Here is a 15,751-nt window from a genome sequence, read left to right as displayed (position 1 = left end):
TATGAATTAGTCAGTTTTATTGTTTTTTTCTGACTGTTTTTTTAGCCGAGGATTTGGGAAGAATTTAATAGGTTGAGGAGGGACATCTTCTTTCTTTTTATCCTCAGGAGTGACTCGGGTGGGTATTTCTACTTGGTCAGGCTTGATGATAAGGATATCGGAATATCCACAGGCCACACATTCTCGTCGTTGTTGGCCTTCTTGCTCGAATACAACTATTCGATCCATTTCTGCACAGCGCGGACAAACCGCGCCAGCAATAAAACGTTTCTTGATATTATGCGACATCAGCAATAATCCCACTGTGTCTGAGTAATGGTGTTATGTCGGGCTCTCTGCCTCTGAAGCGTTTGAAGAGGTCCATGGGTTCTTCTGAACCACCACGTTCTAAAATAGATTCAAGGAAACATTTACCTGTTTCTTTATTGAAAATCCCTTCTTCTTCAAAACGCGAAAAAGCATCCGCAGATAAAACTTCTGCCCATTTGTAACTGTAGTAACCTGCCGCGTAGCCACCTGCAAAAATATGACTAAAACCATGTTGAAAGCGATTAAATGCTGGGGCTGGTACAACCGCAACTTCTTCTCTTACTTGGTCTAACACCTGTTGTATATTGATATTGGGTGTGTAGTCTTTATGTAAAAGAAAATCAAAAAGTGAAAACTCTAATTGACGAACCATAAACATCGCTGACTGAAAGTTTTTCGCTGCCAACATACGCTCTAACATGTCTTGAGGTAAGGTTTCACCCGTTTGATAGTGACCTGATATTATTTGTAGTGCTTCTGGCTCCCAACACCAGTTCTCTAAAAACTGACTGGGAAGTTCCACTGCATCCCAGGCGACGCCATTGATTCCTGACACGTCAGAGTAATCAATTTTGGTCAGCATATGATGCAGCCCATGGCCAAACTCATGGAATAGTGTCGTTACTTCGTCATGAGTTAACAGTGATGGTTTGTCGCCAACAGGAGGGGTAAAGTTGCAGACCAGATAAGCCACAGGTAACTGAAGGTGTTCTGCCTGTTTAATGCGGACACGGCATTCATCCATCCAAGCGCCACCGCGCTTATTAGCACGGGCAAACAGGTCTAAATAAAATTGTCCTATTAAGGTTTGCCCACGTTTAATTTGATAAAAACGGACATCGGGATGCCAGGTATCAACGTCAGAGGTTATTTCAATGGAAATATCAAACAGTTGTTGTACAACACTGAACATACCATTGATGACTTTTTCTACAGGAAAGTAGGGGCGTAATAATTCTTGGTTTATTTCATAACGCTCATGTTTAAGTTGCTCAGCATAGTAAGCAACATCCCATGCTGCCAGCTGTTCAATTTTATCAAGTGAGTGCGCAAAGTGTTGTAACTCAGAGAATTCACGCTGTGCCTGAGGTCGACTCCGCTTGGCAAGATCATGAAGAAATGAAGTCACTTGCTCAGTTGATTCTGCCATCTTAGTGGCAAGTGAATACTCAGCGTAGTTTTTAAAGCCTAGTAACTCTGCTAATTCCTGACGAAGCGATAAAATTTCGTTCATCAGTGGACTGTTATCAAACTCGCCAGCATTAGGACCTTGATCAGATGCTCTAGTACTGTATGCAGTGTACATTTCCTGTCGTAATGTACGGTCTTTAGCGTAAGTCATTACTGGCAAATATGAGGGGAAGTCAAGCGTTAACAGGTACCCTGTTTCCCCTTTAGCTTCTGCCAATGCAGCAGCTTGTTCTAATGCGCTATCTGGCAGACCTGCCAGCGCTTCTTTATCTTTAAGTAATTTGCTCCATGCTTGTGTAGCATCCAAGACATTTTCGGCGTATTTGCTGGTGAGCTCTGACATTCGTTGACGAATTTCACCATACCGCTGCTTTTTTTCACCTTCTAAATCGACACCCGATAAATGAAAGTCACGCAAGGCATTTTTTATGACTTTTTTTTGGGCTTTATCCAGAGATGAGTATTCAGGAGAGTCAGCAATATCTTTATAGGCAGTATAAAGCTTCTTATGTTGTCCTAGCCAAGTGCCATATTCGGATAGTTTGGGCAGGCAGGCATTGTACGCTTGTCTTAGTTCATCACTGTTCAAAACGGAGTTTAAGTGACTAACGGGTGACCAGGCTTTGGATAATTTATTGCCCATGATCTCCAGCGGTTCAACCAGGTTTTCCCAGGTAAAGTGGCTGACTTCTGCAAGTGTTTTGTCGATGTGGTTTTTACATTCCTCAATAAGCAGGCTGATAGCTGGCTCGACATGCTCAGGCTTAATTAAGGAAAAGGGCGGAAGTTCATAATCAGTTAAAAGGGGGTTGTTTGGTGATGTCATAAAAAAATCGATCCTTTGGAATTCCATACCCATCTTTGTGGATATAGCTAGGTAGCGTCGCAATATGCCAAGTTGGAGATTATTATAGACTGCTTGCGAAGCTTTCTGTTGTATTTAGAGATTGGGGTGAAACAGCCGTTTTTCAAGAATATTGGGTATTAAAGGGCATCGCTAAACGGGAAGCTGTTAACAGGCCATAGTCATTGAGAGGGTGACAGAAGGTATTCTATTGCAAGTGTATTGATTGTTGAAAAGGATGTAGGTTGCTAAAATATCGGTTTTGTTCACAGTTAAAAACATCATGAACTGTGGGCAAGACTGCTCCCATCCTGATTTTAGTGGAACCAGCAATATGAGTTATTCACCATTACGTTCATTTCAAGATAAATCCCCTGTTGTTGCTGATAGTGCTTATGTTGATCCAGCTGCTGTTGTGATTGGGGATGTGGTCATTGGTGAAGATTGCTCTATATGGCCTGCGACTGTGATTCGGGGGGATATGAACTGGATTCGTATCGGAGATCGAACCAGTATTCAAGATGGTTCTGTGTTACATATAACCCATGCCAGCTCATACAACCCAGAGGGGTATCCTTTGCAGATTGGTAACGAGGTAACGGTTGGGCATAAAGCCATCTTGCATGGCTGTACCATTGATGATCAGGTATTGATTGGCATGGGTGCAACCATTATGGATGGCGCACATGTCTGTTCTCATGTAGTTGTTGGTGCTGGTAGTGTTGTTCCTCCTGGTAAAAGATTAAATAGTGGATACTTATATGTAGGCACGCCTGCACGCCCTGTGAGAGAGCTGACTGACATGGAAATGGAATACTTTCGTTACAGTGCAGATAATTACGTAAAATTAAAAAATCAATATTTATCATCGTAAATTTATATTGCCAGAATGGCGTTAGCTTCAAGTGAATACAATATCAAGCGAGCAAGTATCAGCTAAGTTTAATTCATATCCTCCTGACATCCGGCAGAAGTTGCTTTATTTGCGTAGTTTGATCTTTGAGGCGGCCAATGAGTTAGATGCCAGTATCACTATTGAAGAAAGCCTTAAATGGGGCGAGCCAAGTTACTTGGTAAAAGGTGGTAGCACGATTCGAATTGATTGGAAGGAAAAAAATCCAGATTACTGTGTTGTATATTTTAATTGTAAAACAACATTGATAAGTACTTTTAAGGTTCTTTATCGGGATATATTTCATTTTGAAGGGAACCGAGCCATTATGTTTAACATAAAAGACTCGATTCCCATTGCCCCATTAAAACACTGTATTTCAATGGCCTTAAGGTATCATCGTATAAAGCATTTACCAATGCTGGGTGGCTAAACACAGGTGGCTATACCTATACCCTTCATGAATGATTTCTAGGTTTTGTTATCTTCACTCCTCACCCCAATCAGCTATTAATATAAACTCATGGGTAATATAGGCTCATGGGACTTCGTCACTCGATGGCCGCACTTAAAAACCATTCGTATTGGGTATATATTACACGGCATTCTCTTTTATAAGTGAATCAATTATTTTCAAAAGGTGTACTTTTAAAAGAGGCTTGGGTAAAAAACCTTGAGCCCCTACAGCATGAACATTGTTACTGTAATCAAGTGTAACACGGTTGGAATGGATAATAATTTTTGCTGTTGAGCCTTCTGACCTTAGGTTTGTAACCGTATCAAAACCATCTAAACTCTCTTCACCGAGATCTATATCCATGATAATAATATGGAACTTGTTTTGTTTATCAAGTGCTACAGATTCTTGGCATGAGGAAGCAAAACATAGCTCAATTTTATCTGCCAGCAATGTGTTTTCAGAAAAGTGTTTACGAATTATATTTCTGTAAAGAGGTTCATCATCTGTTACTAGGATTTTTATTTTACGTTCTATTGGTGAGTTAATGATGCTTTGTTCAAGGGTATATTCTTCGCCACTATTGTCTAGGGGGTGTTTGTAAGTGCTGGAGTTATGTCGGGTTTGCCTTATTTCATTGGCAGATACGGGTAAGCAGTGCTTAATATCAAGCTCATGATTTTCACCAATAGGAAGTGTGAAAATAAACTCTGTGCCAATATTGGGGGTTGAAAGGCAAAGAATGTTACCACCATGATCTTCCACAATTTTTTTAGCGATGGCTAACCCCAAACCTGTTCCCCCTTTCTTGCCTTTAGTAAAAAAAGCATCAAATAGACGGTATCGGTCTTCTTCCGATATGTAACTGTTATTATTGCCAATCGTTATTTTTATAAATTTATGGGTTTGCTCTGAGTGAAACCAAAGCTTTCCTTCATTATTCATTGCTTGAATTGCATTACCAATGATATTTGAAAATAACCGGTGCACTTTTAACGTGTCAATTTTTAACTTATTTGTATGATTGAGTTGATAATAAATTTGTATTTTTGCGTGTTCGTTATACCTTAAGTTTTCAATAAGTGCATTTTCAATAAGTGCTCTTAAACTAGACTCTTCAGTGGTTAAACTTGAGTCTGCACCAACTTCCATTACATCTTGAATCATGCCATTAACCGAAGCTATGGCTCTCCTGATATCAGGTATAGCTTTATTTGCTATTGTTTTTGCCTGCCAGGGATCTTCAAGAGTATCAATTATATCCAGTGTGCCTTGCAGCATTGAAAATGGTTTACGAATATCATGAGCTAATATTTGGCTGGTTCTTGCGACAGCCTTGTATTGTGCTGCTTTAACAACTTCTTTTTGATACTCAAGCATTCGGCGTATTAATATTTCACTTCCTTCGTAAAGTATACTGACTTCTTTGATGATTTTCCTAAACCAGCTGTTTGGTAAGTTGGGTATTATCGATTGATCTGAAAGCGTAGATAGATCAGAGTGGGTAAATACGGCAGAAAGTTTATTAATAGGATTAAAAGATAAACAGGAAACAACGATTAGGAAAAAAGTACTAATGGTAATGCTGAAAAATAAAGAATTTCGAATAGTGCTGGTATACTCGTCATAAATGTCTTTAACAATATCACTTGAAAAAGCTACTGAAATAGTTGCAGCTATAGTTTCAGAGGATGGTGTACTTTCATTGAAGAAAATTCTGCTGGTGATTGTCATGCTGTTCGATTGAAGTCTTTTGCTTAGATTGCAGAGCTGCCTTCCATCTGTTGATAATATATTGATTTTGGTAATAGATTCGTCATAAAGTAAAAAGGAATGACATTTTTGATTTACCCCTTCTTCATTCCCAGATAGCACATCATTTCTAATATTGTTGGCGAAAAAATCTAATGCATTTTTATTTCTGGTTTTAAGGGTTGACTCTACTGCCGTCTCTAAACGGGGTTGCCCCCAGTTTAGAAATAGTAAAAAAGAAGTCATATTGACAAGCGATACCATTATAGAAATAAAAATATAAAATGGTATCTTCTTGCTTTTGTTCTTCGGTTTATTTGTCATGTGATATTTTCCAGATTTCAGCAACAAATCTGAACTCACTATTGGGTAGTTTTATATCCTTGGCATGAATAATAGGTACGTAAAACCTAAATAAAGGAATTGATCCCCAGCTTTCTTCATATTTTGAAATAACAGAGTCATAGGCTTCTGTTCGCTCTTGGCTTGAGTTGAAGGGTCTTTTACTATCGATTTCATCAGATATCCATTTAGTGCTATAAACACCATAACGTAAGGGGGACTCTTCAGAGATTGAGTTTAAGAAGCCCTCTGGATCAGAGAAGCCTGCCATAAATCGACCACCGATAATATCGTAATCTGGGTTTTTAAGGTAATGCATGAGCTCTTGGTCGTTACATAACACCAAATCAATACTTAAACCTATGCTTTCAAGCTCATTTTTTAGAGAGGATACAAACTCACTGGAAAAAGCTCTTTTCATTAATACAATTTTGATACGTTTTCCTGTAATCTGACTACCCCATTTTTTTAACAGTTGAGTTTTATCGATGGAAGTATATTGGTGAGAATTGTAATAGTTATAGGAAAGAACACCCTTTGGAAGAAAATAGGGGCTAAACTTGGTGAGCATATTACTGTGTTTTTTAGCTTCACCTTGAATAAAACGCCCAAAATCTTCACGAAATGCTTTGTTTGTAAAGAGAGTTTGCTTCGTATTGTAATACATGTGTGACGTAGCTAAACTATTAATTTTACTGATTCTTAGCCCATTACTTAAGTTTTCATCCAAAACATCACTCACTGAAAAACCTAGCATAAGTTGAATTTTGTTACTTTTTAGTAAAGAGTAAGTTTGCTGAAAACTGCTACTGTGTAATACTAAAATTTTATTTTTTTCCTTGCTGTCTCTGTGGGTTAGCTCCCAGCCACTCAAATTTGTTTCTTTATCTGTGTAGGGGGCTGGAATCATTGGACCTGAAAACACTAATTTGTCATTTACAGTTTTGTACACTGAAAAATTACCCATCGCCAGAACCTTTAAAAATGGCGGGAATGGGTTTTCCAGGTTAACTTGTAATGTATTTTTATCGATTATTTTTAAGTTGCTTAAGATGTTATTATTAAATAGTGGCGCATCGCCAAATGCTTCTTTTAGATAGCGTTTTACAATTGACTTTGTGTTTGGGTAAAAATGTTGAGATATACTCAGGGCGACATCTTTGGCAGTTAGAGGTGTTCCATCATGAAAGGTTGCGTTTTTATCCAGGTAAAAGGTATATTTTTTACCATCTTCTATATGCCATCTTGTTGCAAGGTCACCTTGAAAACGACCTTTCTCATCAATACGAATGAGCGATTGGCTAATTGCTTGAACAATAAGTAAATGTTCGACCAACCAGCAGTGAGTTGGGTTAAGAGACTGGGGAAGCTGATAAAAAACCATTTTCATGGGGGAGTACATACCTTGTGTATTTGTAGAGCCTTCAGGGTAATAGTTTGTGGAGGCATAGCTTTTTACGGCAAGCAAACATATTATTATGAATCGTCCAATATTCATTTTTATAAAGAAATATAATGGTCATCAAGGTTGTGTGCTTTAGCTATTACTGTACTTTAGCTGAGGGGCACTAATTATGGGCAATGGTTTATTTATGTGTATTTCGTTTACCTGGGGATGCAGGTATCCTTACAGATTGATTTTCAAGGAAGGGCTGTTGAAAGTTACCTGTTAACTTGCTGCTAGGGATATAGCCTAAGCATATGATCTGATAGTGTCCCTGAAAACCAGTCATCTTGGATTGATATAAATACTATTGTAAGTAGCCATACGCCACTAGTAATGTACTAGCTAAAAACAATTTGCTAATAGACGTAGACGTGCATACCAGGTAATAAAAGTGAAGCTAAAAACTTTACACGACTATATTTTGTTTTTTATACTGTGTCAATTAAAGTCAGTTGTCGTAGAAAATCTTTTGCTATGTCTATCTGTAAATTGGCAAGAATGCTGATAATAGGGTTGTGTGTTATGAGTCAAGGATGTATTAAGCATGGTAGTGAAAGCAGTCATGAAGCGAGTCAAAGCAGCAAACCCTTGTTTAACCATCCTGAGCTGTTTACCCACTCCAGATCAGTTGCTCAAAATAAGACTTTACGTAATGTAAATCAGCCAATTCATCCAGAGTCTATCCCCACTGACCTTGTGGTTAAAATGAAGCGTATCTTGGAAGAGTCTGGTGGTATAGGTATAGCGGCACCCCAAATAGGTATAAATCAACAGGCCATCATTATCGTTAGAACAGATAAGCCTGATAACCCAGTACAGGCGTATTTTAATCCCAGGTTGACCTGGGTAAGTGAAACATTAAGTAAAGACTATGAGGGCTGCTTATCTGTTCCCGATGGTGTAGGGCTGGTTGAAAGGCCATCAGAAATTACAGTTCGCTATCTTGATGAGACAGGCGAAGCACAAGAAGAGACGCTTTCAGGCATCATAGCCAGGGTTTTTCAGCATGAGATTGATCACCTGAATGGTATATTATTTATTGATAAGAAATTAGACCAGCCTTTATTATCAGTAGAGGAATATATGAAAATGAAGGCAGAAAAAAGTAATACGGTTATTGATGTACAATAATTGTTAGGTGGTTTTTACGTAGTTGGCTTGGTATTTTTTACAAGGATATGAGTAGGGAAGTCCTTGCCAACAGTTTCTTTTATCCAAGGTGTCTCTTGAATCTCCGAAGCAAGGCTGCCTGTGGATAAATACAGTGCTGTGTACCCTTGACAGTGCAAGGCACTTGCAATCTCAAACCCGTCCTTTGTGCTGTTTGGTAGCTGTATGTCGATAAAAATAGGAGTTGATTTATCAACATTTGGCAGCATCTCTTCTAACGCCTGGTATGTGTTGAGAAACAAGCCGTGTAAACCATACTTTTCAGCCTTTACTTCCCATAACGTCCTTATAATGAACTCATCTTCAATCTGAATAAAGTCTGGATTTGTCTTTTGATCATTATGCTTAGAAGACACATGTTGGCTTTCTGCCTTAGACTGACACTGTGCTATTTCATCCTGTATAGGGCTACTAGTTTTGCCCGAAGCTTCACTCAAGTCATATTTACCATCTTTTGACTTTAGATTGCTCTGCATACGACGAGCTGTTGGAAGCTTAAAAAGTTGCCGCATGCTTGCTAAAAACTTTTGTATATTATCTGAGCTAAACATAACATGGGTTGTTTAAACATGGGTGGTATTTTAAATTTGATTTTGCCTTATTTGGAGAAGTATTACTATCTATTCGTGCCAAACAGTATTTGTGAAAAAACAACTGACAGGTTCATCACAAGCATTGCTTATGTTTGTATCTATATGTAACTCTTATGACGTTATTAGGCCATTTGTTCAAAACTTATCACGAGTCCCTTAAAAAAGAGCTTCCTATGGATCAACAGCTGAAAAAGATATCAAAATATTTGAGTTTTTTATTACGCCATAAGCCTGACTCAATCGGTCTTAGGCTAGATAACCAAGGTTGGGCTTCAATTGACGAGTTAATTGAACTTACAACAGATATTAAATTGAGTCGAGAGATTATAGAAATTGTAGTCGAGACAAATGATAAGCAGCGTTTTAGTATTAGTGATACAGGCACTAAAATCAAAGCGAATCAAGGCCACTCAATAACTATAGACTTAAACTTAGCGCCAACTGAACCGCCTGCTCATTTGTACCATGGTACCGCTTCTCGTTTTTTAGAAAGTATTTTGGAAAAAGGGATTACGAAGCAACAGCGACATCATGTGCATTTAACTGAATCGCTAGCGGTCGCTAAGGCTGTAGGTAGCCGGTATGGTAAGCCTGTTATTTTGTGCATTGATAGTCAGGCTATGGTTAAAGATGGATTTGACTTTTTTAAAACGACAAATAATGTATGGTTAGTTGATGAAGTGCTTCCTGCTTATTTAAAAGTTAGTGAATAGGTCTAGACTGTAAATTATAAAGCTATGGGTTTGCTCCGAACTGTCTAGTGAAGGACAAAATACTCATCATTTTTCGCATCTTTTATTTAAAATACTGACATAACCTAAATACCAACTGAGTGACAGCAAGTAAATTAGTAATTATAAATGCTTAGCCTGGTGACCCTTAATATACAAATTTGCTATATACCCTTGTTTTATCATGCTTACTGACCTTGTGTTGAAACTTTTCCTGCTTGAGTTTGATATTAGTGATTATTAATATACTGTTTTATTGAGTGCCAATTTGCGCTTTTGGGAATCAAGGTTTAACTTTTATAAAAAAAGCAGTCTCTAAAGAGTAAGGTGGCTTAAAATATTATCAGCTCATTGCTGGACACGAATGTTGCTTTTAAGAATCATTTGTTGGCTTTGACTTGTATTGAAAGACGTGATTCTTAACAGGCTTTAATTAATCCTTCAGTCAAATAAGTAAGCTAAGGGGGAAGTCCATGACACCTTCTTTTGATTTCTTTATTAAGGGAGCAGGAAAGGAAGCGATCAACCAGCTGATTGATGAACATTACTTGAAGTTATCACAAGATAAGAGGGAGCTTATTTCATTTGCAGTAGAACATAAAAGTGAAGATGAATTCATGGGTGAGGAAGACTCATGGGCCAGTATGATTAAGGACGATTATGGTTTTTTACCTGATATCCAGATTATTTTTTATCCAAAAGTGGACAAGCTAGATGAAGCTGCCATTATCGCCGTATATCTCATTAAGCAAATACTTAACCATTTTGAGGGAGATGCAGTCCTAATTCATGACTTTGATGCTGATATGCTAATTAGACGCAATGGCGAAATTAACCTTACATCAAAAGATGAGTGCTGGTCTGAGTCACTGTTAAATGCGCTTACGCAAGATACAAGAGCTGCCTGATAAATACCCTCACTCGTTTAAAATACAAGTACATTAGCAATAGGCTGATGCCAGTTGATTAAAACTAATAAGGTGCCCAGTAAAGATAGGGGGATAAAGATTATCCCTCGTTTAATGGGTAGTATGCATATCAATGAGCCAACGGTTGCACACTTGATCATGTAGGTTACAAGGTTTGTCATAATATCTGGAGTGAGCTCAATCCAGATCCCTTGGCTTTGTGCTGCTTTGGCTAATAACAAGAACGTACCCAGTACCATTACAAACAGGCAGCAACTGATAGCAAGTATCAAGCGTTGAAGTGCCCCAGAAATATAAGCGGACAGCCCTACCTTTAGTTTGTTAACTGTTCCAGCGTTTATTCTGCCAAGTTTAACTGCACTTTCTTTACTTTCTTGGGTGAGATCTGCTTTGGTGAGACCTGGCTTGGTGATGTCTAGTTTTACGTCACAGGGCTTCACTAAATTTACTTTCATGATGCTTGTTGTCCATTAACTGGTTGAGTCCCTGCTTAAAAATACCAGCTAATTTCTGCTCTGAAATAGTCCTCCTGTTGTAAAAATGAAAGTTTGTGACTAGGATCCTGATTTAATGTGTTAAGCCAGTCCCAGCCACTTTGTGGCATATGTTGTTGGTGAGAAAACCAACGGCTTTCTATGGTAAGTAGCATGTTTGGAGCAAGCCTGTGCTCAACTTCCAGGCTCCAGTTTTTGCTGTTTTCATCAATAATCACCCCAAGTAAAGCCTGTGTGCTGGCAAAGTTATTCATGGTCCAGCGGGTACCCAAGAACCAGCCATCATGCACCCGATCAATGGGAGCATCATTACCTCTATCGTCAAATAGCCATTCTACTAACAGCCCCATATCAATACCGGTATTAAAGGCATTCACAGCAGTGTACTCAAAGCCAGTAGTGACAGCAGTATTGCGATCCCATTGGCCAATGCCAGAGTCACTCAGTAGCTCCAGTTTGAATGCCCAGTTTTGCCAGAGATATTGAACCTCCAGCCCCGTTAAGTCGGTAATATCGTAGACGGGTTGAAGCTCAGGCGAATAGTAAGCATGTTTGTCATTGTGAGAGAGCGAAGATAGTGTGGGTTGTGGTGTTTCCAAAGCAAACCAGGGATCACGGCTGGTGCCATGAAAATGAAAGAGGGCAAGGTCAAGCTGGTCAACGGTATGTTGCCAACGCAAAGCCCAGTCAATGTGTTTTTGACCCGCGCCGGATTGATATCGTGCATCACCTATTTTAACTGGCATACGTAAACGGCCTTTTCGGCCAGGATAGGTTCTTTCCCGAAAGCCTGGCAGCATATAACCATTGATAGCCCCAGTAGTATAAAAGTAAGCCAGATTCAGCATAGGTTGGCCAAGCTTGTCTTCACCATCAATGTTTTCAATTAAATCCGTTTGATTTAACACCGCTAACAGGTGCCTGCTTTCAGTCACCCCCCAAAACTGTTGAAGCACCCCAGCTCGGAGCAGCCACTGGTCTGCGGACTGCGACTGATTCGAAGGTTGCCAAAGGTTTGAGGGTTGCCAAATATTTGAAGGTTGATAATCCCAGCTTAGTTCTCGGATATCCCAATGTGTACGCTTCTTATCCACAGCATCATAACGTGCGAAAAGATCAAGGCGGAGAGGGCTGGTGCTCTCAGTAAAGGTATGTTGTGCTTCCAACTGCCAGCGGAGTGAGATATTTGAGTTTTTCTGTTCGGGATAACCTGTATCGGGAAAATAGCTTAGCTCAACACCTAACTCTGGATCCCACAGTGTATTTTGCTCATAAGCAGATACTTCTGAGGTTAGGCAGGCTACAGAACAAAGTATTATTAAAAATACACGGAGTAGCAGGGTGCTGACGATACTGCGATTCAACATCTTATAATGCTCAATGGGTTTGATTACGCAGTTGGTACTGGCTGAATTGGGTAGTGGTTAGACCATTTTTAAAGTGATAGCCACTGTACTCTAGAATCGTTTTTTTTCCTGTTTGGTGATTTTCCATGATGCTGCGCAGAGGGCGCCAGTAAGCATTGGCATACTGCTGGTAGTCTTCAAAAAAAAGGGTTTTCAGCAGCGAGTGTTTTCGATCATAAAAATCAATACGCCAAATGCGGTAGGCTTGTTTATCCAGCCAGACATGCTGTTTACTGTAACCGGAATGAGCATCTTTTGGCGTACGTTCCAAAAGCCAGGCTGGCTTGCCTTCAATTTGAGCGCTCTTTAGTAGTCGATAGCTATAGTCATCCACCTCCTGACGAATCATATCTTCATAGGCAAACTCGCTCCCCACAAAAGGCCCTGAACGGTCGTGAGCAGTAATGCGTTTTACCCGGCGTAATGCAGGCAAGTAGAGCCATTGGTCATCACTGGCTTGAGGATGAGCATGAGTGAGTAGCGCTGTTCCCTTTTGGTCACGAGGAGAAAGAAACAGCGTTAAGCTACGATCACCATCTTTAGTCATTTCCAGTGTGCTGACGGCTAATGATCGCTCTGCCCTCCGGCCCATGGCATCCAGCAGTATCATTTTCACATTCACTTGCATATCGCTATAACCAAGGTCCTGCATATCTGCAAGTCTGGCAATTTCGTAACCACGTTGTTTAGCTTCAGTCAAAGCTTGTGTTGCTTGTTCTGAGGTGGCCGTTGCTGCTAGTGCACTAATGGAGACCGTTAAACTACTGGCTAACACCGTGAGGCTTAATGTAAGCCAATAAATAGCTTGTTGATAAGAGGCTTTACGAATGAGATGCATGCTCTAATTCCTTGATAACTGAAGGTTGCGTTATTCGTTGATCCAGCAGGAACAGCAGTGGCGGTAGCAATAACAGATCAATGATCAGGGCAAAGATAATTGTGATGGCGGTTAATAAACCCAGTTGCGCATTGGGGGTGTAATGGCTGGCAGCCAGTACAGCAAAGCTGGCTGCCAGTACGATGCTGGTCTTCACAATTGCCACTCCACTGCTTGCCAGTGTGGTGCTGAGTGCAGCTGCAGGACTGAGACCTTGCTGTCGTCTAGCATGAAGATAGCGGTGTAATAAGTGAACCGTATCATCAACGACTAGCCCTAATGTGAGGCTGGCGACTACCGAGATGCTTAGCCCAACCTGCCCAGATAACCAGCCCCATAAACCAAATGCCATAGTAATTGGCAGCAGGTTAGTGAGCATACCCAAGCTGCCAACCTTAAGAGAGCGAAGTGCAGCGATAATGATGAAAGATATCAAGAAGAGAGCCACTAAGGTGCCGTAATACATGGCTGGGATATTATTGAGGGCAATGTGGGCAAACATCATGTCGATACCAATACCCTGGGTATCTGAAGGTAAGTTTTGTTGTGCTTTTACGATGTTAGGGGCTTGTTCTGCAAGCCAACGCTGTACTCGTTGATCAAAAGCCAGAATAGCAGCGGAGTCTGTTAGCCAAAGCCGAACGGTCATCCGGGTTGCATCATGATTGAAACTGATTCGGTTATTCAGGTCATGCCCATAAGGTAAGGACAGCTCGTAAAGCAACTGATATTGAGCAATTAGCTCAGCTTTTTCGGGAATGTGGTACTTAGCAGGATTATCGCCATGTAGGGCTTGGTTCAGACGCTTAATGATGTCGCTATAGGTCTCAACGTGTGCCACTTCGGGCTGCTGTCTAAGCCAGTGACTGAAACTGGCTAGAGATTGTAGATAACTGGGCTGAAAGATGCCCTCTGCTTTCGCTGCGGGCAAAATGTAGTCGATACGATGGAGACCTGTTAGGTGCTGGTCGATAGCTTCAGCGTTTTGCCGAAACTCAAAACTGTTATCGAAGAAAGCAATGAAGGTCTCATTAATCTTATTTTGGCTTATACCCACGATGAGCAAGAGTGAGAATAAAAGGCTTGCCGCTAAAAAAAAGTAGGGGTGCTGGGTCAGCTTTTCTGCCAGATAAGGCATAAAGCGACTAACAACCGATTGCTTTGGCGAAACGGGAATAGGTTTGATCAGCAACCAGGCAGGCAGCATCACTAGGGCTAATAAAAGAGCAGCACCAACCCCTATCGCGACGACATTACCTAAGTCATGAAAGGCAGGAGAAGAGCTGAAATTCATCCCTAAAAAGCCAATTATCGTGGTGACACTGGTTAAGATGACTGGTCGGCTGGTGAGGCGTAATGTTTCGATGATAGCAGCTGAATGACTGAGTGATTGCCGGCGGTGATACATAAAGCCGTTTAGTAAGTGAATACAGTCGGCAACAGCAATAATCATAATCATGCTGGGGGCAAATGCTGTTACAGGAGAAATAACAGGGTTAAACCAGCCCTTGATACCAAACGCTATGGTTACAGAGAGTGTGACTATACTGAGCACCAGCAGCATTGCCCGTGTACTACGCAGCAATATCACAAGAATAATAATGAGTACCCCATAGCTTAGCGGGATAAGCGTCAATAGATCCTGCTCAGTGGCAACAGCAAAAACCTCATCCGCAAAAACTGAACCACTGGCAAAGAAGTGCAGCTGAGGGTAGCGCTGCTCGAAATCTGCTAATAACTTACGAATGAACGAAGTAACCTGGCGGGTCTCAGCAATGGGGTTGTCGGGTAAGTGCAAGCCAACACTGACGGCAGCCATGGTTTTGTCATTACTGAGTAGGAGCTGATTAACTGCAGGTTCTTGTTGGAGACGCTGCAGGGCAGTTTCTATTTCAGTGGCAGAAAGTGAGGATGGGTTGTCCAGTAATGGTGCAACCTTAATATCATCCCCTTTCGCTTGAATAAACTTGTAGTTGGTGACAGAAGTGACACGTTGTGAAAAGGGAATTTGCCAGGCAGACTCGGTTAACTTATGGAGTGCTTGTAAGGCTTCAGCGGTGACTGCATTGGCTTTGGGGTCTTTATGCTGAATAACCAGATAGGCATTTTGGGTTTTACCATACTGACTTTCTAAGTTTTTTAGAGCCAAACGGTATGGGTCATCGTCAGCGTAGTAAACTTGATAGTCAATTGAGATCCATAGTTTGGATAATCCACTGCAGGTGATTGCAACTAAAAGTAGGCAGAGACAGAACGCTGTTTTGGGGTAGCCTACAAGCCAGCGAATAAGCATATTCTGTAGCATGTCATTTTCCCC

The 15,751-nt window shown here is 40.6% G+C and carries 14 protein-coding genes; 5 read left to right on the top strand and 9 right to left on the bottom strand.

Features of this window, described 5'->3' with window-relative positions:
- Positions 1 to 6: 6 nt before the first annotated feature.
- Positions 7 to 288: a YheV family putative zinc ribbon protein gene (locus F607_RS0105700; RefSeq protein ID WP_027707311.1), complete on the bottom strand. Its 282-nt coding sequence runs from the start codon at positions 286 to 288 to the stop codon at positions 7 to 9.
- Positions 278 to 2,326 carry an oligopeptidase A gene (gene prlC, locus F607_RS0105695; protein WP_038290241.1) on the bottom strand — a complete coding sequence of 683 codons (2,049 nt, stop codon included), beginning with the start codon at positions 2,324 to 2,326 and terminating at the stop codon, positions 278 to 280. The genes F607_RS0105700 and prlC overlap by 11 nt, the downstream gene beginning before the upstream one ends.
- Before the next feature lie 352 nt (positions 2,327 to 2,678).
- On the opposite strand from prlC, the gene F607_RS0105690 reads away from it, so the two are divergent.
- Together F607_RS0105690 and F607_RS0105685 are read left to right on the top strand one after the other, a co-directional pair.
- A complete protein-coding gene (locus tag F607_RS0105690; protein WP_027707309.1) occupies positions 2,679 to 3,218 on the top strand; it encodes a gamma carbonic anhydrase family protein in 540 nt (179 codons plus the stop codon).
- Positions 3,219 to 3,249: 31 nt separating this feature from the next.
- Entirely contained in the window at positions 3,250 to 3,669 is a 420-nt protein-coding gene (locus tag F607_RS0105685; RefSeq protein WP_027707308.1) for a DUF1801 domain-containing protein, read from the top strand.
- 162 nt (positions 3,670 to 3,831) lie between these two features.
- Here the strand turns inward: F607_RS0105685 and F607_RS0105680 are convergent, their stop codons facing one another.
- A complete protein-coding gene (locus F607_RS0105680; RefSeq protein ID WP_027707307.1) occupies positions 3,832 to 5,769 on the bottom strand; it encodes a hybrid sensor histidine kinase/response regulator in 1,938 nt (645 codons plus the stop codon).
- Positions 5,759 to 7,177 carry an ABC transporter substrate-binding protein gene (locus tag F607_RS0105675; protein WP_027707306.1) on the bottom strand — a complete coding sequence of 473 codons (1,419 nt, stop codon included), beginning with the start codon at positions 7,175 to 7,177 and terminating at the stop codon, positions 5,759 to 5,761. The genes F607_RS0105680 and F607_RS0105675 overlap by 11 nt, the downstream gene beginning before the upstream one ends.
- A gap of 579 nt (positions 7,178 to 7,756) precedes the next feature.
- Here F607_RS0105675 and def point away from each other — a divergent pair.
- The gene (def, locus tag F607_RS0105670) at positions 7,757 to 8,365 is read left to right on the top strand and encodes a peptide deformylase (protein WP_051310958.1); all 609 of its coding nucleotides are present in this window, start codon (positions 7,757 to 7,759) and stop codon (positions 8,363 to 8,365) included.
- A gap of 14 nt (positions 8,366 to 8,379) precedes the next feature.
- Here the strand turns inward: def and F607_RS0105665 are convergent, their stop codons facing one another.
- Positions 8,380 to 8,916 carry a hypothetical protein gene (locus tag F607_RS0105665; protein ID WP_157365385.1) on the bottom strand — a complete coding sequence of 179 codons (537 nt, stop codon included), beginning with the start codon at positions 8,914 to 8,916 and terminating at the stop codon, positions 8,380 to 8,382.
- Positions 8,917 to 9,170: 254 nt separating this feature from the next.
- Between F607_RS0105665 and F607_RS0105660 the strand changes: the two genes are divergently transcribed.
- Together F607_RS0105660 and F607_RS0105655 are read left to right on the top strand one after the other, a co-directional pair.
- Positions 9,171 to 9,710 carry an RNA 2'-phosphotransferase gene (locus F607_RS0105660; RefSeq protein ID WP_027707303.1) on the top strand — a complete coding sequence of 180 codons (540 nt, stop codon included), beginning with the start codon at positions 9,171 to 9,173 and terminating at the stop codon, positions 9,708 to 9,710.
- Positions 9,711 to 10,201: 491 nt separating this feature from the next.
- Entirely contained in the window at positions 10,202 to 10,636 is a 435-nt protein-coding gene (locus F607_RS0105655) for a SitI3 family protein (RefSeq protein ID WP_027707302.1), read from the top strand.
- A 17-nt stretch (positions 10,637 to 10,653) separates the two neighbouring features.
- On the opposite strand, the gene F607_RS0105650 is transcribed toward F607_RS0105655, so the two are convergent.
- From F607_RS0105650 to F607_RS0105635, 4 genes are read right to left on the bottom strand one after another with little or no spacing between them, the layout of a single operon-like run.
- Positions 10,654 to 11,112, bottom strand: a complete 459-nt coding sequence (locus F607_RS0105650) for a hypothetical protein (RefSeq protein WP_027707301.1) — start codon at positions 11,110 to 11,112, stop codon at positions 10,654 to 10,656.
- Between the two features lie 35 nt (positions 11,113 to 11,147).
- A complete protein-coding gene (locus tag F607_RS28300) occupies positions 11,148 to 12,518 on the bottom strand; it encodes a hypothetical protein (protein WP_051310956.1) in 1,371 nt (456 codons plus the stop codon).
- Between the two features lie 10 nt (positions 12,519 to 12,528).
- A complete protein-coding gene (locus F607_RS0105640; RefSeq protein WP_051310954.1) occupies positions 12,529 to 13,395 on the bottom strand; it encodes an outer membrane lipoprotein-sorting protein in 867 nt (288 codons plus the stop codon).
- A complete protein-coding gene (locus tag F607_RS0105635) occupies positions 13,379 to 15,739 on the bottom strand; it encodes an efflux RND transporter permease subunit (RefSeq protein ID WP_027707299.1) in 2,361 nt (786 codons plus the stop codon). The genes F607_RS0105640 and F607_RS0105635 overlap by 17 nt, the downstream gene beginning before the upstream one ends.
- Positions 15,740 to 15,751 lie beyond the last annotated feature (12 nt).

This window comes from Zooshikella ganghwensis DSM 15267, assembly GCF_000428585.1.
Classification (GTDB): domain Bacteria; phylum Pseudomonadota; class Gammaproteobacteria; order Pseudomonadales; family Zooshikellaceae; genus Zooshikella; species Zooshikella ganghwensis.
Note: the sequence above shows the minus strand (reverse complement) of the source record. Positions and strands in the feature narration are given on the sequence as shown.